15 protein-coding genes and 1 tRNA gene are annotated in these 19653 nt (G+C 66.0%); 12 read left to right on the top strand and 4 right to left on the bottom strand.

Annotation, left to right across the window (positions count from 1 at the left end; translation table 11 throughout):
* Positions 1-160 precede the first annotated feature (160 nt).
* Together BXU08_RS00310 and BXU08_RS00315 are read left to right on the top strand one after the other, a co-directional pair.
* Entirely contained in the window at positions 161-5371 is a 5211-nt protein-coding gene (locus tag BXU08_RS00310) for an autotransporter domain-containing protein (protein ID WP_150125357.1), read from the top strand.
* A gap of 177 nt (positions 5372-5548) precedes the next feature.
* A tRNA-Leu gene (locus tag BXU08_RS00315) sits at positions 5549-5635 on the top strand.
* Between the two features lie 57 nt (positions 5636-5692).
* Here the strand turns inward: BXU08_RS00315 and BXU08_RS00320 are convergent.
* From BXU08_RS00320 to BXU08_RS19670, 3 genes are read right to left on the bottom strand one after another with little or no spacing between them, the layout of a single operon-like run.
* On the bottom strand, positions 5693-7171 hold the full coding sequence (locus BXU08_RS00320) for a lipopolysaccharide biosynthesis protein (protein WP_171982362.1): 1479 nt from the start codon (positions 7169-7171) through the stop codon (positions 5693-5695).
* Positions 7168-8205 (bottom strand): glycosyltransferase family 2 protein, encoded by a 1038-nt coding sequence (locus BXU08_RS00325; RefSeq protein ID WP_171982363.1) that lies wholly within the window; start codon positions 8203-8205, stop codon positions 7168-7170. Before BXU08_RS00325 ends, BXU08_RS00320 begins: the two co-directional genes overlap by 4 nt.
* Positions 8205-9002 carry a hypothetical protein gene (locus tag BXU08_RS19670; RefSeq protein WP_171982364.1) on the bottom strand — a complete coding sequence of 266 codons (798 nt, stop codon included), beginning with the start codon at positions 9000-9002 and terminating at the stop codon, positions 8205-8207. The genes BXU08_RS00325 and BXU08_RS19670 overlap by 1 nt, the downstream gene beginning before the upstream one ends.
* A gap of 138 nt (positions 9003-9140) precedes the next feature.
* Between BXU08_RS19670 and BXU08_RS00330 the strand changes: the two genes are divergently transcribed.
* Positions 9141-9914, top strand: a complete 774-nt coding sequence (locus tag BXU08_RS00330; protein ID WP_077507467.1) for a 2OG-Fe(II) oxygenase — start codon at positions 9141-9143, stop codon at positions 9912-9914.
* On the opposite strand, the gene BXU08_RS00335 is transcribed toward BXU08_RS00330, so the two are convergent.
* Positions 9892-10758, bottom strand: coding sequence for a polysaccharide pyruvyl transferase family protein (locus tag BXU08_RS00335; RefSeq protein WP_077507470.1), 867 nt, complete (start codon positions 10756-10758; stop codon positions 9892-9894). The genes BXU08_RS00330 and BXU08_RS00335 overlap by 23 nt on opposite strands.
* Before the next feature lie 49 nt (positions 10759-10807).
* Here BXU08_RS00335 and BXU08_RS00340 point away from each other — a divergent pair, with 49 nt between their 5' ends.
* The 9 genes from BXU08_RS00340 (at position 10808) to BXU08_RS00380 (ending at position 19642) form a co-directional block, all read left to right on the top strand.
* Positions 10808-11560, top strand: coding sequence for a TylF/MycF/NovP-related O-methyltransferase (locus tag BXU08_RS00340; protein WP_077507472.1), 753 nt, complete (start codon positions 10808-10810; stop codon positions 11558-11560).
* A gap of 174 nt (positions 11561-11734) precedes the next feature.
* A complete protein-coding gene (locus BXU08_RS00345; protein WP_077507475.1) occupies positions 11735-11956 on the top strand; it encodes a hypothetical protein in 222 nt (73 codons plus the stop codon).
* Positions 11957-12215: 259 nt separating this feature from the next.
* The gene (locus BXU08_RS20425) at positions 12216-13607 is read left to right on the top strand and encodes a sugar transferase (protein WP_077507478.1); all 1392 of its coding nucleotides are present in this window, start codon (positions 12216-12218) and stop codon (positions 13605-13607) included.
* Positions 13608-13712: 105 nt separating this feature from the next.
* Positions 13713-13907, top strand: coding sequence for a hypothetical protein (locus BXU08_RS00355; protein ID WP_077507481.1), 195 nt, complete (start codon positions 13713-13715; stop codon positions 13905-13907).
* 295 nt (positions 13908-14202) lie between these two features.
* Positions 14203-15327 carry an outer membrane beta-barrel protein gene (locus tag BXU08_RS00360; RefSeq protein ID WP_253190456.1) on the top strand — a complete coding sequence of 375 codons (1125 nt, stop codon included), beginning with the start codon at positions 14203-14205 and terminating at the stop codon, positions 15325-15327.
* 4 nt (positions 15328-15331) lie between these two features.
* Positions 15332-16183: a polysaccharide biosynthesis/export family protein gene (locus BXU08_RS00365; RefSeq protein ID WP_077507484.1), complete on the top strand. Its 852-nt coding sequence runs from the start codon at positions 15332-15334 to the stop codon at positions 16181-16183.
* A gap of 26 nt (positions 16184-16209) precedes the next feature.
* Positions 16210-17538, top strand: coding sequence for an ATP-binding protein (locus BXU08_RS00370; RefSeq protein WP_077507487.1), 1329 nt, complete (start codon positions 16210-16212; stop codon positions 17536-17538).
* Positions 17535-18896: a GNVR domain-containing protein gene (locus tag BXU08_RS00375; protein WP_077507490.1), complete on the top strand. Its 1362-nt coding sequence runs from the start codon at positions 17535-17537 to the stop codon at positions 18894-18896. Before BXU08_RS00370 ends, BXU08_RS00375 begins: the two co-directional genes overlap by 4 nt.
* Positions 18893-19642 (top strand): hypothetical protein, encoded by a 750-nt coding sequence (locus BXU08_RS00380; RefSeq protein WP_077507493.1) that lies wholly within the window; start codon positions 18893-18895, stop codon positions 19640-19642. Before BXU08_RS00375 ends, BXU08_RS00380 begins: the two co-directional genes overlap by 4 nt.
* Positions 19643-19653 lie beyond the last annotated feature (11 nt).

Genomic DNA, 19653 nt, shown 5'->3' on the forward strand with positions numbered 1-19653 from the left:
CGAGCCGCTGCCCGGCATCGGTTGCCGCATCGACCCCCCGTTGATGTCGGCCAGCCGGTGCGGGGCGCCAATCAGGAACAGTGGAACCCGCATCATGAACGCATTTGACTGGAAGCCTGCGCCTCGCGGGCCCTGCACCACGTCCGCGCAGCGTCGGAAGATGTCACGGCTCGCGGCGCTTGCCGCCTCGGCCAGCCTTGTGGCGATTGCCTCGCCGGCCTTTGCGCAGTGCGTCGAAGGGCCGCCGACCACTTTCACTTGCTCGGGCCAGACCGACGCGTCTCAGGTCATCGCCGTCGACGACGCCACGGTCACCGCCGATTCCGGATTTGAAGTCGATACCAGCGGCAACGGCAATGGGCCGGCTCTGGACGTGAGCGGCGACGGGCTGATCAGCTATACCGGAGGGGAAGCCTTTGCCGGTGCCGGCGTGCGCTTCGCGACGACGGGAAGCAGCGGCCTGTCGGGCGGCGAACTGAGTATTTTCTCGAACGCCGACATCTTCGCCAATGGCACGCGCGGTCTTCGCCTGGAGAATAGCGGCGGCGGCGACACCGTAACCAGCTGGCTCGGAACGATTTCGAACATCGGCGGCGACGGCGTGTTCTCCAGCAGCGCCTTCGGCGCGGGCGATCTGAGCCTGATCGTCAAGGACGTGAGCGCGCGCGACGACGGCGTCCGCATCGCCTATGGCGCGAACGGATCGGCGACGGTCACTGCGGTCGGCCCGGTATCCGGTCAGACCGGCGCGGGCGTGCGGATCGTAGCGGGCGACGCATCGGACGATGTCGACCTCACCGTGAGCGAGGTAACCGGCGGCACCTTCGGCATCATCGTCGACAGCACCGGCACCGATGTGGTCAAAGTCGATGCGGGCGGCATCGTGACCGGGCTGAGCGCCGATGGCATCCGCATTTCTGCCGGTGCCGATACGCTCGGAATCGATATTCGCGCCACGCAGGTGAACGGCGCGACCGGCGGCATCACCGCCAGCAGCCTCGGCAGCGGGAACCTGTCCATCATCGCGACCGGTCTGGTGGCCGGGGCAAGCGAGAGCGGCATCTTCGCATCCAGCCAGGGGCCCGTCGGCGACCTGTCGGTCACCGCCACCGACGTGATCGGGAATTCGGGCATTCGCACGTACAATAGCGGTGTCGGCACCACTACGGTCATCGCGACCGGTACGGTCAGCGGCTTCGGCGATGATGGTGTCAACGTCGTCGGCGACGTGAACACCACCGACGTGCTGGTCGACGTGCATGACGTCGTGGGTGCGACCCGGGGCATTCGCGCCGAGAATCTTGGATCGGGCGACACGGTCGTGCGCGCCAGCGGGCAGGTAACCTCGGCATCGACCGGCATTTCTATCCTCACGACCGCCGCGAGCCAGAGCGCATCGATCGACGCCGTCGACGTGACCAGCGACACCACCGCCATCACCCTGACGCACGAAGGCATCGGGCTTGCGCAGGTGAACGCGACCGGAAACCTCGTCGGCACGTTGGGCGCCGGCATCTCGGTCGCGGCCGGCCTGGGGGCGACCGATATCCGCGTCACCGCGGTCAATGTGACCGGCGGCAATTTCGGCATCTATACCCGCAACGAAGGCACCGGCGAGACCTTCATCGCCGTCACCGGGCTCGTCGTGGCCAGCGAATCCAGCCCCTATGGCTATGGCATCCTCGCGCAGAATCGCGAGGGAACGACGACCGATCTCTTCCTGCGCGCAGCCGAGGTCCAGTCAAGCCGATATGGCGTCGTTGCGGAGAGTGACGGGTCGGGGACGATGACCGTGTTCGCCGACAAGGTGACCGCCCAGACCGAGGCTGCCGTGCGGGTCTATGCCGAAGAGGCGGTCAGCGCAGTCAATGTCGGCATCGGCGAGGCGACGGGCGGCACCACCGGCATTGAAGTCTTCAACATGGGCGCGGGGTCTCTCAGCATCGAGGCCAGCGGTGTCGTCACCGGGCTGAGCGAGATGGGTATCTCGGTCGAAACCGATGCCGATACCACGGACGTCGATGTTCGTGCGAACCAGGTCAACGGCGCTACCGCCGGGATCGCGGTGGTCAACGGCGGCACCGGCGACACGTCGATCGTCGCCACGGGGACGGTCGCGAGCAGCGCGGGCTATGGCATCGTCGCTTCCAACGATTCTTCCGCAGATGCCATTTCGATCACCACCGCGGATGTCGCCGGGGCCTATGGCGTGGTCGCAGTCAATTTGGGCTCGGGATCGACCGGGGTCGCCTCGGCCAGCGACATAGTCGGCTTTACCTTCGACGGCATCCGCCTCCAAAACGCTTCGACGGCGACCGACATACTGGTCGATGTCGATACGGTCGAAGGCCAGCAGAAGGGCATCAACCTCTCGAACGACGGCACGGGCCTCACCAGCGTGCGCGCAACCGGCACGGTCACCGGCATTACCGGAAGCGGCATCGAGATCGAGACCTTCACGGCAGCGCAGGACGTTTCGGTCGACGTCGCGAACGTCACCGGAAGCGCTGGAATCGTCGTAACCAATTTCGGGGTAGGCGCGACCGGTATCATCGCGACCGGAACCGTCAGCGGCACTGCCGCCAACGGGGTCGGCATCGGCGTTACCAACGGCACCGGCACGACCGACATCCGCGTGGCCGCAATCGGCGTCGCGGGCGGTGCGCGCGGGATCAGCACCGTCAATGACGGTTCGGGTGACACGTTTATCGCCACGACGGGGCTGGTGTCGGGGTCTGAATTCGGCGCTTTCGCGCGGAACGGGGCCGGCGCGGACGACCTGACCGTTCGCGCGAGCGCGGTGCAAGCCAGTGGCGACGGCATCAATGTCGCGAATCTCGGCAGTGGCGCCACCAGCGTGATCGCGGGGACCGTCTCGGCGGCGACCGGGACGGGCATCCGCGCGCGAGCGGGCGCAACTGCTGGCGACCTTATTGTCGAGGCCGGCACGGTCTCTGGCGGCATCGTCGGCATCGACGCGCAGAATGACGGGCTCGGCGCCGCCTCGATCACCGCCACGGGCCTCGTCACCGCCGATGATTTCGGCATCCATGCCCGGACCGAATTCACCTCGACCGACCTGACGATCCGCGCAACGGCGGTACAGAGCGGCGCCTATGGCATCGCGGCGACGAATTTGGGGACGGGCAGCACCAGCGTGATCGCCACCGGTGAGGTCAATGGCGTGGATGATGTCGGGATCGTCGTGGGCGCCGGCGCGAACAGTGGCGACGTCACCGTCCTCGCCGCGCGCGTATCCGGCGGCGTGACCGGCCTGCGCATCGACAATGAGGGCAGCGGCGCGACATCGGTCCGCACCACGGGCCTCGTCACCGGCGGCGATTTCGGCATCCTCGCGCTGAACGACGAAAGCGCGACCGATCTGACGATCCGCGCCACCGACGTCCAGGCAATTGGCAGCGCCATCACCGCCGAAAATCTCGGCACTGGCGAAACCAGCGTCGTCGCTACCGGAACCGTCACTGCGCAGAACGGGGCGGGGCTTCGCGTCGCAACCGGCGCGCTCGCGGGCGACATCACCGTCGAGGCGAGCAACGTATCCGGCGGGTCCAGCGGCATTTCGATTGCCAATTTCGGACTCGGAGACATCCGGATCACCACGGGCGGCACGGTGCAAGGAGGCACCCGGGGAATCGAGGCCTTTGCCGATGGTAACCAGGGCGTCGTCATCGTCAACAACGGCACGATCCGGAATAGCTCGGGACAGGGTTCCGCCGGCGCGATCAGCGCGAGCGGCGGGGGCGTCGCCATCGGCAATTCCGGCACGTTGCTCGGCACGGTCGAGATCGCCGGCGACAGCAGCCTGCTGCTCAACGCCGGCAACTGGCGGAGCACCGGCGGCACCAGCACCTTCGCGACGCTGGACGATACGCTGCTCAACACCAGTACGGGCACGATCGTCGGGGGCGTGTTGGCCGCGACGGCGGAAACGACCGTCTGGCAGGGGCTCGAGCGCTTCCAGAACAACGGCACGCTGCGGCTTCAGGATGGCGGCGTGGGCGACGTCATCCAGACGTCGGCAGCCACGGTCTTCGCCAACGGGTCGGCGTTCACGGTCGACATTGCCGGGGTCACTGGCGCGGACAGCCTTCGCACCACCGGCGCCGTCACGATTGAGGCAGGCAGCCGGTTGCAGGTGGTCGCGACCCAGCCGCTGGTGCTTCACGGCAAGCATGTCGTGGTGCAGGCGGACAGCGGGCTGACCGGCCAGTTCGTCTTCGAGGATCAGTTGCTGACTGCCTTTGCCGGCTTGCGCGACGGCTACACGCCGACAAGTGCCTTTCTGGAGTTCACCCAGCTCAAACCGCTTGCGAGCGGCGGGCTCACGCCCAACCAGAAAGCGGCGGCCGCGGGCGCCGACAGCCTGCCCAACGGCAATGCAGTCAAGGATGCGCTGCTGCTGTTACCGAATGACGCGGTGGCGCAGGCGGCGTTCGACCAGCTCTCGGGCGAGATCCATCCTTCGGCGCGCAATGCGATGGTCGAGGACAGCCGACTGGTCCGCGGCGCGGTACTCGATCGCCTCGCCGACGACGCACCGGGAGGCGCCTTATGGGGCCGCCTCTTCGCCACCTCGGGCGTCAGCGACGGCGACTATAACGCCGCGGGGCTCGATCGCGACACCAAGGGCGGCGTGATCGGGCTGGACCGCAGCCTCGGTCCAGTGACGATCGGCATCGCCGGGGGCTGGGCCGACACCAATTTGCGCGTCGCACGCCGTAACAGCAGCGGCTCGATCGAGAGCCTGTACGGCATGGTATATGCCGGGGCGAGGTTCGGTGCGCTCGGGCTGCGGGGCGGAGTCGGCTACGCCCGTACCTCCACCGAGACGGTGCGCCGCATCGCCTTCGCGGGCGTCAGCGCCGCACCGACTGCCGAGTATGATGGCTCGGTCGTCCAGGGTTTTGTCGAGGCGGGGTATCGGCTGCCGGTGGGCGGAGGGCATGTCGAGCCGTTCGCCAGCCTGACCGCCATTCGCGCCAGGACCGACGCATTTGCGGAAGCCGGCGGCCCGACTGCGCTGTCCGGCGTGGCGATCCGCGAGACGACGAAGGGCTCGACCCTAGGCGTGCGATTCGAGACCAGCCCGGCGGGTGCCTTCTCGCTGCGCGGGACCGCTGGCTGGCGCCATGGCTGGGATGATCTCGGCCCGGTCGGTCGCCACGCCTTCGCCGGCGGCGCGCCCTTTACCGTTCTCGGCACCGCCGGATCGAAGGATGCCGGGATGTTCAACGCGGAAGCGCGGTATCGCCTCTCGCCGAACGCCACGCTGAGCGTCGGCTATGACGGGGTCCTTGGATCCGGCACTGCCGATCACGCTATCACCGGGGTCTTCAAGATCCTCTTTTGAGGATCGGCACCGGCGGGCAGGTCCGTTCCTGAACCTGTCCGGCCCTCCGGGTGGCGCCGCCGCCCGGAGGGATTGAGATCGATCAGCAGCGATTCTGGCATCTGGCATTCCGCGTCGCACCGCCGTATAGGCGCCCACGAGGCATCGCCGGCTTCGCGAATATCGCGGGCTATGCATGCGGGTGTGGCGGAATTGGTAGACGCAGCGGACTCAAAATCCGCCTCTGGCAACAGATTGTCGGTTCGAGTCCGACCACCCGTACCAACTTGATTTCAGCGCCGTAGTCGCAGGCCCCTTCGAGCGCTTCCTGCGGTGGGCGCGTCAATCCGCTGCGGCCCTTGGCAACCGAGATCCCATCGCGGTGGTCAGCGCCAAGGCCGTGCAATAGACCACCGCACCGCCGACAACCATCTGCACCAGGCCGGACACGCCTTCCCAGCCCGAGCTCGTGAGGAACGCGAAAAGCGCGAGGCTCGACGCCGTGGCGCGCAGCAAGGCCCCGACAGGCAGCGGGACATGGACGTGCCGGCGGCCGATAAGGATCATGAGAACGAGCACCAGTGCGTAGCACGCGGCCGTCGACCAGGCGGCCGCGACGAATCCGTAGCGCGGGATCAGCAACAGATTGGCGACGATGTTGGCCGCGGCAGCGGGCGCGATCGCCGCGATCGCCCACGCAGTGTTCTTCGAAAGCTGAAACGCCAGCGCGAAATGGAGGACGGCCAGGCAGGAAAACAGCGTCCCCAACGCGACCCACGGCATCACCTCGGCCGCCATTGCGGCCATGTCCGTCCCGACGAGTATCGTGGCGATTCGATGCGGAACCGCGATCAGAGTCGCCGCGGCGGGGAAGCCGAGCAGCATCAGCCAATTTGCATCCCGCTCGAGAATGGGGCGGGCCGCGGCGATGCCCCCTGTCTCGAATGCCTTGAACAGCGCGGGCTTGGAAGCGAGGCCGATCGGCTGGAGCACAAGGTTCAGCGGGCGCTCGGCAAGCGCATAGCCGACACTGTATCCCCCCACGGCGACCGGCCCGAGCAATCCGGCGAGCAGCAACCGATCGGACAAGGCGAGCAGCGTCGTCGCGAGCGATACCAGGGCAAGCGGCGCGCCATAATGCCAGAATGCCCGCATCTGTGCGCTGGAAGTATGCATTCGGACCGGGCCGAACAGCAGCTCGGGCGTAAGCAATGTGGCAAGCACTACCGCCGCCACTGCCCCCAGTAACGGCGCGCTCGCATCGTTCGGCAGCATCCAGATTGCGCCGGCTCCGAACAGCAGGGCGCCCGCCGAGCTCGCCAGCTCGGTCGCGACGTACCGCCAGACGTGGCCGTGGCTGCGGTTCCACGCGTTGACCAGCGACAGCCAGCCGCGAAGCACCAGCAGCATCCAGCCAAGCAATACCACCGCGACACTGGACGCGGCGAAGAGCCAGGCCGCCACCCCGACCCAGACCAGCGAGGCGAATATGGCCGATATCAGAAAGCTCGCGCGCATCGCTGCGCTGAAGTGACGGTCGTCGCTATCGACCTTGCCATGAAGGCGCAGCGCGGCGCTCTGGAGCCAGAAGAATGCCAGGTTCTGTAGCAGCAACACGGCAGCGAAGGCCGACGCGTAGACGCCGTAATTCGACGGCGACAGTAGCCGCGTGAAGAGAATGACCGATCCGATCGCGGCGACCGCGGCTGTAGAGTTTGCGATGGCAAAGGGCAGCGCCGAAGCGCGAAACAATGCACGGGGATCGAGGGTGCGAATGGCGCGGGAACCGGCCCAGCGGTCTCCGGCCCGCCGGTTGCTCAAGGCTGATTCCCATGCGGGGCGGCAGATACGCGGCGTGGCAGCCATTCGACGAGTTCGCTTGAGACCGGGCCCATTCGCGCGTTCCTCAGTCTGATCATCGCCAGCAGGAACCAGCGCATCGATCGGGGCGCCAGCGTTCCCCACAGGATGGACGCGGCCGCCATCAGCGACTGCATGTCGAAACGCGGCTCGATCCTGCCGTACATGCGCCTCGCCACATCGGGACGCTTTCCCGCCCATACCGGCAACGCGGCACGGTATGCGAAGGACAGCGGCAATAGCTTGCGCCGGCTTCCGCCCGCGCGCTGCGCAGCGCGCGGAAGGTCGAACGGACTGCAGCCCGATCGATAGGCGGAAAGCGATCGACAGAAATCATCGACCGCTTCGTCGACCCTAATGAGCCGTTCGTCCCCGCGGCTGCTGCTGGTCGAGTGGCGAACCGTCATCAGATTCTCCGGGAGGACGAAGAGCCGCCCGGATTCCGCCAGCCGCCAGTAGAGATCGGTGTCTTCCCAATAATCTGCGGCACTTCGATACCCGCCGGCGCGATCGAAAGCGCTTCGCCGCAACAGGATCGTGGGGTGACAAAAGGCCGGCGTGGGAGAAACGCGTCCGACCCGAAAAAATCCTGGTGGCCGGACCGGGCGGCCTGTCTCGTCGATGGTATCGAACAAAGTCCCGATCAGGCTCGCATCGGGCTGGCGCGCCATGGCGCGAACCTGCCGAAGCAGGCGCTCCGGATGCGCGACGTCATCGGCATCCATTCGCGCGATCAGGTCGCAGCGCGCATGCTCCACCACCCAGTTCGAACTGCGCGCGGGGCCGAGCCGGTGCGGATTGTGCAGCAGCCTGATGCGAGAATCGCGCTGCGCCCAGTGCTGCAATCGTGCGCTCGTTCCGTCGATCGAGCCATTGTCGCCGATCACGAATTCGAAATCGGTGAAGCTCTGCCGGAGAATGCTCTCGACGCTCTCATCCAGATAGGGGAGCGCGTTGTGCACGGGCATGACCACGCTGACGGTCGGCTGCGGCATTATCGTGGCTCGTCCCGCGCACGCTCTTCCTGCCGCCCTTCGGCCTGCAGTTGCGCAAGGAAGCTCCGCTCGGGCGCCGGGCTGTCCTTGAACGCCGCGATGCGATCGTTCCACAGGTGAACCGCCACGGTGTCGCGGCCCACCATGTCTTCCAGCGCGATGGACGGATCCAGGATCCAGCGGGCGTCGCGGTAATTGACGGGGCAAAACGCCTCCGGCGGTCGCGCCAGTTGTGCCACATCGTGCTTCGCAGCCAGGGCAGTCAGCGCTTTCGGGCCGGCGGCGCCCCATGGCATCCTTTCGACTGCGGTCCTCCCAGTCAGCGTCCGTCGGAGCCAGGCGAGCGCGCGGTGGCGAGCGGGCAGCCAGAACGGAATTTCGCGCTGATCGAATATGCCGATCAAATCGGCGAGGAGCGGCGATCCCGCAGGGAGGCGGAGCACACCGGTATTGATGAAATAGCCGTCTTCCCGCCCGAACAGATAGGGTGAGTCGGCATCCAGCGTGCCGACGAAATACATGTCGCAATCGATCCACGTGCCGAGACCTTGCCGCTGCACCTCAAATCGGAACAGATCGGAGAACAGCGCCACGCTCCCGCTTTGATGGCGGATCAATCGCGCGGCGGGGACCACGGCGGCGGCATCGCGCAGCGCGACTCCCTCCGGCACGCCGGTGACGGGTTCGTACGCGTACAGAGTAACCGAATGGCCGTGCCGCAATGCTGATCGCAAGCATGCCCGCTCGACGGCGCCCAGCTTTCCTCCCACCCACAGCGCGACACAATCGACCGGCACATTTACTCCATTTGCGGAAACGTCGTTCGCGCATTGCACGAAGCCCGAATTGCCTCAAGCTCGGTCAGGGTGAATTGACACGGTTCTTCAAGCAGTTGAGGGCGTGCTAACGTTTCTTCACGATCCGGAGCCACAAACGTGTTCGACTTCAGGTTTAATCAGGTGCGGCCGCAGCCCTTCACGCACATGCTCGTCGACGACTGGCTCGAAGCAGACTTGTATGCGCGCTTGCGGGACTCGTTTCCGCCGTGCCCTGCGAACACCGGCCCCACCGGCTACACCCTGTTCTGGGGCGATCCGGAATATGACCGGCTGGTCCGCGAGGACGCGAATTGGCGAACGCTGTTCGAACGGTTTCACTCCGATACGTTCATCCAGGCATGCCTCGCCGCGTTTCCCGAGGTCTTCCGCGACGAGGCGGTGGTCGATCTCTCGGACGCGCGCTACGTGCCCTATCAGGAAAGCCGGGAAGACAAGCAGAAGCTTGAAATCACCGGCTCCACGCTCGACGCCGAGGATCTCTGGGTGCGCGTGGACATCATGCAGGGCCTCACCGGATATCGCCGCCGGCCGCATCTGGACCATCGCCGTCGCGCGATCTCGCTTCTCATCTATTTTTGCGACGCTGACGAAAACGAAATGGCCGGGGGCGATCTGGTCCTGCACGGCGAGGGACGGGAGGCCATGGCCGTCCGCCCGAGGCACAACCGGATGGTGGTGTTTCCCTGCCACCGGGAATCGGTCCATTCGGTATCGACCATCCGCAGCCAGCGCGCACCGCGCAATTTCGTGCAGGTGACCGTCTCGAGCGTGAAGGACCTGTGGCAGGGTTCGTCCGGGCCGCAACCGACGCGATGGGAGGTGCTGCAGGATCGCGCAGAGAAGTTCGTCAGGAATCGCCTGGGGAAATAAAGGCCTCGCAGCGTGCCCGAAGCGCGGCGGCAAGCGGACGAAACGTTTCCGGGTTGGGCGGCGGGTTCGACGGATCATAGCCGTCCTCGCCGGCGAGGAACTGCGCTTGCGTGCAATTCCAGGCCAGGTCGAGCGCCGGCTCGACGCGCGCATTCGCGTCGCCCTTGTTCACGAACAATACCGGCGTACCCAGCGCGAGACAGGGGAGCGCGCAATGGAGCCGCGTCGTGACTACGCAGGACGCGCCGGCATATAGATCGAGCAGTGCTTCGGCCTGTCGCGCGCGCTCGTCATGGGCGACGTCGGCCGCGATTGCATGCGTGACGATCACCGGTTTCCGCCCGAGCCTGCGCTCGAGTTCCGCCAGCATCGGCCCGGACAGATCGACGGCAACGACCTGATCCGATCTGGGCGCCCGGCGCGGCGGCAACGTCAGCGTGAGGCACCCGGAATAATAGGAATCCACGCCTTTGGCCCTGAGCGCCGACAGGGTGTCCCGGTCGCGCGCGCCCACCGGCCCGTGCGCCTTCAGATAGCCGAGGTGGCGGCCGAGGATCAGGTCGCGCGGTCGCGTGCGCGTGAGCAGGCGCCGCACGCCGCCGGCTGCGGTGACGTGAAAGGACACGAACAATGGATCGATCCGCGGATGCGGCGGCCAGGATCGCGGGTGATGCATGAACCACCCGTTCATGATCACCTTGATCGGGCCGGTGCCCGAAATCGAGCGATTCGCCATTTCGCGCGACACCAGGTGATGCACGCGCGGCATGAACTGCCGAGCCGCGATCGTTTGGATCTCGTCGCCCAGATTATCGGTGTCGTGCCGCAAGATTCCGAATTCCATCACGTCTCCAACTGCGCCACTGCCGGCTTGACCGACGCGCGCCGCTTTCGTGCTCAAACTGAAAAGGATCAAGGTGTTACATCGATTTCGCGAGCTGATCCCGATTGCCGGGCGGCGCTGGGCCCGGCTGTTGTTGCGCGGGTGGCGGGAGCCGGCCGTGGTGCGGCGCGTGGTGTGGGATCAGCTCAGCTATAGCGGCGGCCGCACTCTCACCGAGCTGCATGAGGCGGTTCGCCGAGTCGATCGCGAAAGGTTGCCGGGGGTGCTGCTGGAAGCCGGTTGCGGGACGGGAGGTTCCGCGCTGGTCATGGCAGCGGCGAAGGCGCCGGGCAGGGAATTGCGGGTGTACGACGTGTTCGGCATGCCGCCCGGCCCGACGGCAAAGGACGGTCCCGACGTCCATCGGCGGTGGGAGGAGATCGCCAGCGGCAAATCGGCCGGCATCGGGTCACGCACCTATTACGGTTATGTCGACGACTTGCTGGAGGCGATCACCGCGACGTTCCGGCGCTACGGCATTCCGCCCGAGCGGAGCGAAGTGGTGTTCGTACAGGGGCTGCTTCAGGACACGCTCGACGGAGATCAGCCCGTGGCGGTCGCGCATATCGACTGCGACCGGTTCGAGTCGGTGCACACCTGCCTCGTCAGAATTGCCCCCCGACTGGTAGCGGGCGGCGTGATGATCGTGGACGATTATGACTTCAAATCGGGATGCAGGCTGGCGGTCGATGCATTCATGCAAGAAAATCAGGTGCGTTTTTCGATGATACGGAAGACCCGCGTCCACATCATCCGCAAGTGATCCCGGACAGTTGCGCGGCGGCGAACGGGCAGGGCGGGCGCAGTGTCCCGTTAATCGACACCCCTATTCCCCGGGGTACTGCCGATTGCACTCGAAAGACGTTGCCCAATGCAGTACGGTGCTGGCGCACGGGACGCGGGCTTTCGCTCGGATAACCTGTGGTGAGAGGATGCGATGTCGGAAGGATCGGGCAGGCCGTTGCGCTCGTCGGGAGTGCGGGTAACCGCGCCGCCGCACGAATCCGCCGTCGAAATCCCGGTGCAGGCGCCGCGCGAGCGCATTCCTGCCTTTCCCGCCGAACGCGCCGAACGCGGCATCGAACTGCTTTCACGATTCGCCGGGCCGATGGTTTTCTTCGCGGCGATCGGCGGAATCCTATGGTGGATGATCAAGTAACTGATTTTGCGGCAAAGCCGACTGAATAGTGTGGTGTTCGTCCCGGGTCGCTCAGCGAACCTGCTGATTTCTGCACGTATCGGCGAATCTCTCGCTCCGCACGGGTCGTCCCGAAAACCGGGTAAATTCATCGACCAACACTTGCCTTCGTAGCTCGGCTGTGTCCTGCTGCATTGCAGCAAGAACCTTGCAAATGCGTGTGCATGGGATTGCTGGCCTGTTTTCGGGTGTGTTGCGTCAGGGAGTTACGGGGTGTCCCATGTCAAAGATTGACCTGGCGATCCACGGCTATCCAAGCCGAACGCCGTTCGCCACGGCGGCAAGGCGGAGTGCCAGGGTCTGGCTGTGCCTGACATTGATCGGCGCCGATGCGCTGGCGCTGATCATCGGTTTTGCGATCGGCCTTCGCGTCGAGCAGCCGGGCATGATCTCGGGCGACGTGTGGACGACGCTGGCCGGAGTGCTCCTGATCCACGCCGGCATCTCGTTCCAGAACCAGGCCTACAGCACCAAATGCCTGACCAGCGCTGCATGCAGTACGCGGCAGGCGCTGTTGTCGATCGCCGCGACGCTGTTGATTTTCCTGCTGGCGGTGTTCTCATTCAAGGTTACCGGGCGGCTGCCGCGGTTCGCGCTGTCGGTTGGGATCGTCTCAACGGCCGTCCTGATCGTCAGCCAGCGGCTGCTGCTCTGCTATCTCGTACGCCGTGCCTATGGCAGCCGCCTACACACCGAATTGGTGATCGTTGATGGTGGAAATGTACCAGATGCGTATCTGGGCAGTGACATCATCGATGCCGGCGTAGCGTCGCTGCGCTCGGATCTCGACGACCCCTATATGCTTAATCGGCTGGGCATCCTGCTGCGCAACTATGACCGGGTCGTGATCAGCTGCGTGCCCGAGCGCAAGGTGGAATGGGCGCAGGTGCTTAAGGGCGCCAACATCCAGGGCGAGATCATCGTCCCCGAAATCGGCGAGCTTGGGCCGCTCGCGGTGCATCAGCTGGGCGGCGCGACCACCGTGGTGGTCTCGCGCGGCCCGCTCAACCTGCCCAATCGCGCCAAGAAGCGCTTCCTGGACATCGCAATGACCGTGCCGGTGCTGATCGGGCTGCTGCCGGTGCTGGTGCTGGTGGCCATTGCGATTCGGCTCGATTCGCCGGGACCGGTCTTTTTCCGCCAGGAGCGGATGGGGCGCGGCAACCGCATCTTCCATATCCTCAAGTTCCGCAGCATGCGCGTCGAGACCAGCGACTCGGATGGAACGCAGTCGGCGAGTCGCCATGACGATCGCATCACGCGCGTCGGCAAGCTGATCCGCCGGACCAGCATCGACGAGCTGCCGCAGCTGATCAACGTGCTGTTCGGCGAGATGAGTCTGGTCGGCCCGCGGCCGCATGCGCTCGGCTCGCTCGCCGGCGATGAATTGTTCTGGCGCGTCGATCGTCAATATTGGCACCGCCATGCGCTCAAGCCGGGCATCACGGGACTGGCGCAGGTCCGCGGCTTCCGTGGAGCGACCGAGCATCGCCGCGACATCGTCAACCGGCTGGAGGCCGATCTGGAATATCTCCAAGGCTGGAGCCTGTTGCGCGACATCGGCATCCTGGCGAAGACCGCGCAGGTGCTGGTGCACAAGAACGCATATTGAGCGAAGCGGAGAGGGTTGGTGACGTTGCGTTAACGATCGTCAAAAAGCTCCCATAAATGATTTTCGGTCATAGCCGGCGCTGGGCAATAAGGGTGTCGCGCGGTGATGGAAAATCTGGTGATGGCAAGGGACGCCGATGCGGGCTCTGCCGATCGAGTGCAGGCTGAGCCAATGTGGCTGATGCCCGCCGACTTTCGCGAGCCGATTTCGGAGCGCATGATTCAGGCCGGCTCGCGCTGGGTGGGAATCGCCAGCTTCGTCGTCGCGCTGGGCGCCGTGGGGCTCTGGCTTCTGGGCTGAGCCGACCCGATTGACGACTTTGGCAGCATTATTGCTGCCCAGAAACGAACCAGCCGTGCCGTTGGTGCGACCAACTGCAATTTATGCGGTGGGCAGCGGCGTTCGAACGCTCTAGCATGACCAAATTGCTGCATTGCAACGAGGTCACGAGCGCGTGTTTTGCTCTGGCAAAAGAGTATCTGGGCTAAATTCTCTCGCAACTGCGAACGCTTGCAGAGATGTGCGCCGAAGTGTTGCCGCGTTGCGGCGGACGCCGATTCTACTGCTCGGTGGAGCGCTTTTTGGCGCCCTTCCGGTGGCTTCCGCGCATGCGCAGGATAAGCCTAAGCGCGAGCAGTCTGACCAGGGCCTGCGTATCGAGCCGTCGCTCACCGCAGTCTATGATGACAATGTCTATCGCGTCGATTCGGGCACGACCGATCCGGTCGCCGACGTCATCGTCACGCCGGCAATCGAGGTCCGCTTCGATCGCGATATCGGAACCCGCGCAGTCAGCTTGCGCGCGCTGGCCGGCTATGATCGCTTCCTGTCCGAAAGCGGGCGGAGCAAGCCGCGACTGGAGCTTGAAGGCGCGGGCAAGTTCCTGGTCGCCGCGCAATGCTGGGTGCGGCCGTCGGCGAGCTATCGCCAGCAGCGCGCCGATTATGGCGACATCAACAGCGCCTCGGAAAATCTCCAGAAATTCTCGACGCTGGGCGTGGCGGCGGATTGCGAAAGGGCCGCGGGCCTCTACCCGGTGGCCGCCTGGCGCCGCGATACCACCCGCAACGGCGACGGCTTCGAATATGCCGACCAGACCAGCAATCTCTACCGCGCCGGGATCGGCTATGCGCGGCCGAGCCTAGGCAAGCTGACCGCCTATTACGAGCATGTCACCAGCGACCGACCCGAGCTTGCGGTGGAGAATCGCAGCGATGCCTATGGCCTTTCCTTCTCGCGTGCGGTCTCGCCGATCACTTCGATCGACGCCGATGTTCGCTGGATGCATGTCACCAGCACCTCGGCTGCCGTGGGCAGCTATGACGGGCCCGGCTGGAACGTCCGCCTCTCGACCATCGCGATCCCGCGGGTCAAGCTGACTGCCGCCACCGAGCGGACGATCGTCAATGACAGCCTGATCGCGACGGGGTTTGCAGTGCGGACGGCATACCGGATCTCGGCCGAAGTCGGGCTGAGCGAACTGACTACGCTGGGCGCCTTCGGCGAGCTGTCACGGCGCGACTTCCGCCAGGACGCAGCGATTCGTCCGTTCAATTTCACACACGATCGAACGAACCAATTCGGTTTGATGGCGCGGCGCAAAATCACCGACGCTCTCGCCCTCGATTTGTCGGTCACGCATCTCGATCGCGCCACGAACAGCAATGTATCGAATTATCGGGCAAACCGCGTTTCGCTCGGCGCAACCATGAGGTTTTGAACCTATGAGGAACATACTCCTGACCCGCACCCTGACTGCAGCGCTTGCCGCATCGACCTTCCTTGCCTCGCCTGCGATGGCGCAGACCAATGGGGTCGGCGTCGCGCTAGCTTCGACGCCGCCCGCGCCTGCCGCGTCGAGCACTGCCACCGCCATCGCGGCCGATGGCTATCGCCTCGGTCCTGACGACGAAGTGAAGGTGTTCATCTATGGTCAGCCCGATCTGTCGGTCACCACGCGCGTAAAGGCGGACGGATCGATCCGCCTGGCGATGCTCGGCACCGTCGATGTACGCGGCAAGACCACTGCAGAGCTCGCCGATGCGATCGCCGCCGGCTATGCCAAGGGCGGGTATCTCGAGCGGCCTTCGGTGAATGTCGAGGTGTCGCAATTCGTCAGCCGCTTCGTCACCGTGCTCGGCAACGTGCCCCAGGCAGGCAACTACCCGCTCGATCGGCCGTATAGCGTCGCGGCGATGCTGGCGAAGGCGGGCGGGGCGACCGTGACCGGCGCCAATGCCGTGATCCTCACGCCCGGGGACGGCAGCGGCCCGGTACGCATTTCGCTTGCGGACATGAATTCTGGTGCGGGCCGCCCGCTAGCGCCGGGCGACATCCTGTTCGTGCCGCCGGCCGAGAAGATCTACGTCTATGGTCAGGTGCAGGAGCCCGGCGCGTTCAACTTCGTCCCCGGCCAGACCTTCCGTCAGGCGCTCGCGCTCGCCGGCGGACCGACGCTCGCCGGCTCGACCAGGCGCATCAAGGTGCGCCGTGCGGGCAAGGAGGTCGAGAACATCGATCTCGACGATGCGGTCCAGCCCGAGGACGTGCTGGTCATCCGCGAGAAGCTGTTTTGAGCGCGACACAGAATTGGAGGCACGGCATGCGCTGGAGCGAGCGAGTGCAGCATTGGCTGCGAGGGCTGCTGGGCGGAGGCACCGCCGGTGGCAGGCGCATTCCCACCCGGCTCGAATATGCCGCTACGCCGGTTGAAGACTCGGTCGTCGTGCCGATCTCGGCCGCCGCGCAGCCCAATATCGCCTTCCGGCGCAATGCGGTGTTCGCGGCGTTCAACACCGCAGTGCCGGTGAGCGACCGCCACGGATTGGCGGGGCGCAAGCAGGAACTCACCCGGCTGATCGATGCCGTGGTCAAGCAGCGCAAGCATGCATTGATCTTCGGCGCGCGCGGATCGGGCAAGACTTCGCTTGCGCGCGTGTTCGGCGATCTTGCCGACGAGGCGGGATGCGTCGCGCTATATGGCTCGGCGAGCGAGGGCGCGGATGTGGACGGGCTGTTCCGCCCGTTCCTCGACGAATTGCCGCTCCAGCGCGGCATCGCTGCGACGATCCCGGCGGACCGGCCGATCGGCGTCCAACAGCTCGCCAACCTGTTCGTGCAGGGCGTGAACCAGCGGACCTTGCTGATCATCGACGAGTTCGATCGCGTCGCCACCGAACGCACCCGGCACGAAGTGGCGACCCTGCTCAAGCTGCTCACCGACATGCACTCGACGGTGCAGATCATCCTGGTCGGCATCGCCGGCAATGTGGATGGGCTGCTTGCGGCGCACCCCTCGCTCCGGCGGCACCTGTTCGCCCAGCAGGTCGCGCCGATCGATCGCGAGGAGCTGGCCGGTTTGCTGCGGCTTTGTGCGCAGCAAGCGGGGCTCGCATTCGAGGAAGAGGCGCTCCAGTCGATCGTCTCGGCTGCGATTGGATCGCCCTATCACGCCCGACTGTTCGGGATGCACGCAGCGCTGATCGCCGAAGCGGAAGGACGCGATCGCATTACCATCAGCGACGCGCAGAAGGGGCTGGCCGAGGCGCTCGCCGAGTGGAGCGAGCTGACCCCCGACGTATTCGGCGTGTTCGAGCGGGCGCTGGGCCAGGCCGGCTCGCTGCGCGGGATGATCGCACTGGCAGGCGTGCTCGCGGCGCATGCGCCGGTGCTCACGTTCGAACGGATGGCGGCGGCGGGCACCGACCTGTTCGGCGACGAGCTGGGCGGGTCCGCGGCGGTTGATCGTACGATCGGACTGATCGCCCCGGCGCTGAGCGAGGACGGCATGCCCGGTGAGCTCCAGTTCGCCGATTCGCTGTCGCCGCAATTCCTCGTGCTGATAGCCAACGGGGCGGCGCGCACGCGCGCGACGCCGCTGGCGCGCGAAACGCTCGATGCGCGGGCACTTCTCCAGGGAGTCGGGCTATGACGATCAAACCAGCCGATCTGGTCGAGGCTTTGAAGGCGCGGTGGCTGCTGGTCGCCGCGATCGCCGGGGCGTTGTTCGCGCTGGTGGCGGGCCTGGCGCTGATGCAGCCGCGGCAATATCTGGCGACCTCGTCGCTGCTCCTCGACTTGTCGCAGACCGACCCGACCGACAGCGTTCAGCAGCAGCAGGGCCGCGTCGAAACCGATTCGATCATCGCGACGCAGCTCGACCTGATCCGCAGCGCCAAGGTGATCAACATCGTCGCGCAGCGCGCGGGCTTCGTCGATGCGACGCCGGCCGACCTGCCCCCCGAGGCACGGCTGCAACAGGCGGCGGCGCGGGTGCGCGGCGGTCTCAACGTCTCGACCGGGCGGCAGAGCAACGTGCTGCAGATCCAGTTCCTCGACGCCGATCCCGCGGTTGCGGCGCGCGTCGCGAACCTCATCGCGTCGATCTATATGCGCGAGCAGGTCGCCCTGCGCGCCTCGACTGCGCAGGGATCGGCGCAATGGTTCGAAGCGCGAACGGCCGATGTCCGCCGCCGCTACGAAGTTGCGCAGAAGAAGCTCTCGGACTTCCAGCGCGCGCACGACATCATCGGCATGAACCGCATGGATCTGGAGGCCGAGAAGCTCAAGAACCTCTCGGCCCACCTCGTCCAGGCCCAGGCGGATGCCGCCGCGGCGCATTCCAAGTCGGGATCGGCCGCAGTGCCCGAAGTCGCGAGTTCGCTGGTCGTCCAGAATATCGAGGAAGCGGTCGCGACGCAGGCGGGCAAGGTCGCGCAGCTCGGCAAGTCGCTGGGCCCGAACCACCCGCAGATGATCGCTGCCCGGGCCGAACTGGGCGAGCTGCAGGGCAGCCTTCGTGGCGCACGCTCCAACCAGGCGTCGTCGATGACGGCCAACAGCAGTGCGGCGACGAGCCGCGAGGCCGAACTGCGCGGCGAGATGGCGGCGCAGGAGGATCGCATGATCCGCATGTCGGGCGTGCAGGACCAGCTGATGGTGATGCAGCGCGATGTCGAGGCGGCACGGCAGACCTATGATACGGTCCGCCAGCGCTTCAATGAAGCCGCGCTCAAGAGCCAGATCTCGCAGCCCAATGCGAGCTCGCTCGACGAGGCGTCGGTGCCGCTGTTCCCGGCGACGCCGAACCTGCCCTTGTGGTTCGTCGGCGGCATCGCGCTCGGGCTGCTTGCCGGTGTCGCCACTGTGGTGCTGGGCGAAATCCTGCGTCCGCGGGTGCGCACCGTGAACGGCCTCGCCTCCGCGACCGAAGTCGAAGTGATCGCCGATCTTTCCCCCAAGTCCAGGCCCGTAGGCGGCCTGTTCGTGCCACGTCAGGAGGCAGCATGAGGCTCCGTTCCACTGCGGGCGCCAACCCGCTGTTCGCCGAATCCGCATTCCAGCCGGCGGATGCCGAAGCGCAAGGGCAGGGCGGGCTCGCGCTGCTCGATCCGGCCGATGAACGCGTCGATCCGCTGGTCACCGCGGCGTTCGACGCCGACGATCCCTATGTCGCCAAGGTCCGGAAGATCCGCGCCAAGCTGCTCGCCACGGCGCGCGAGGCCAGCGGCGCGGACGGGCGATTGCGGCTGGCGGTGCTGTCGCTGCAGGGCGGGGACGAGGCGTCGATCCTCGCCGCCAATCTCGGCGCAGTGATGGCGCAAATGGACGGGCCGACGATCCTGGTCGACGGCGATATCGAACAGCCCTCGCTCGATCGCTTGCTGCGCCTGCCCAACCGCATCGGCCTGGCCGAGCAGCTGGGCGGCATGGCGCTGCGCCTGCCGGTGCTCCAGACCGCGATCGACCGGCTGTGGCTGATGCCCGCCGGCCAGGCTGCAGGCGGCGCGGCGACCCTGGTCGAGAAGGGCTCGCTGGCCGAAGCCGCGGCGGGCTGGAACCTGCCCGAGGCCAATCTGCTCGCCTATCTTGCCGAGCGACCGCGCGGCGGCACGGCGTTTGGGAACATCCTCGAGAAATTCGACGCAGTGGTGATCGTCGCGCGGCGCGGCGTAACGCCGGTTTCGGAGATCCGCCGGGTCATCGACGACCTCGACCGGCATCACATTCCTATCGCCGGTTCGGTGGTCAGCTGAGGGGGCGCAGG

This window comes from Sphingomonas sp. LM7 (assembly GCF_002002925.1).
Lineage (GTDB): Bacteria > Pseudomonadota > Alphaproteobacteria > Sphingomonadales > Sphingomonadaceae > Sphingomonas.

Coding starts and splice junctions, on each gene's coding strand:
- BXU08_RS00310 (WP_150125357.1), top strand. CDS start 161: ATGTCACGGCTCGCGGCGCTTGCCGCCTCGGCCAGCCTTGTGGCGATT.
- BXU08_RS00325 (WP_171982363.1), bottom strand. CDS start 8,205: ATGCCGCAGCCGACCGTCAGCGTGGTCATGCCCGTGCACAACGCGCTC.
- BXU08_RS00335 (WP_077507470.1), bottom strand. CDS start 10,758: ATGGAATTCGGAATCTTGCGGCACGACACCGATAATCTGGGCGACGAG.
- BXU08_RS00345 (WP_077507475.1), top strand. CDS start 11,735: ATGTCGGAAGGATCGGGCAGGCCGTTGCGCTCGTCGGGAGTGCGGGTA.
- BXU08_RS20425 (WP_077507478.1), top strand. CDS start 12,216: ATGTCAAAGATTGACCTGGCGATCCACGGCTATCCAAGCCGAACGCCG.
- BXU08_RS00355 (WP_077507481.1), top strand. CDS start 13,713: ATGGAAAATCTGGTGATGGCAAGGGACGCCGATGCGGGCTCTGCCGAT.
- BXU08_RS00365 (WP_077507484.1), top strand. CDS start 15,332: ATGAGGAACATACTCCTGACCCGCACCCTGACTGCAGCGCTTGCCGCA.
- BXU08_RS00370 (WP_077507487.1), top strand. CDS start 16,210: ATGCGCTGGAGCGAGCGAGTGCAGCATTGGCTGCGAGGGCTGCTGGGC.
- BXU08_RS00375 (WP_077507490.1), top strand. CDS start 17,535: ATGACGATCAAACCAGCCGATCTGGTCGAGGCTTTGAAGGCGCGGTGG.
- BXU08_RS00380 (WP_077507493.1), top strand. CDS start 18,893: ATGAGGCTCCGTTCCACTGCGGGCGCCAACCCGCTGTTCGCCGAATCC.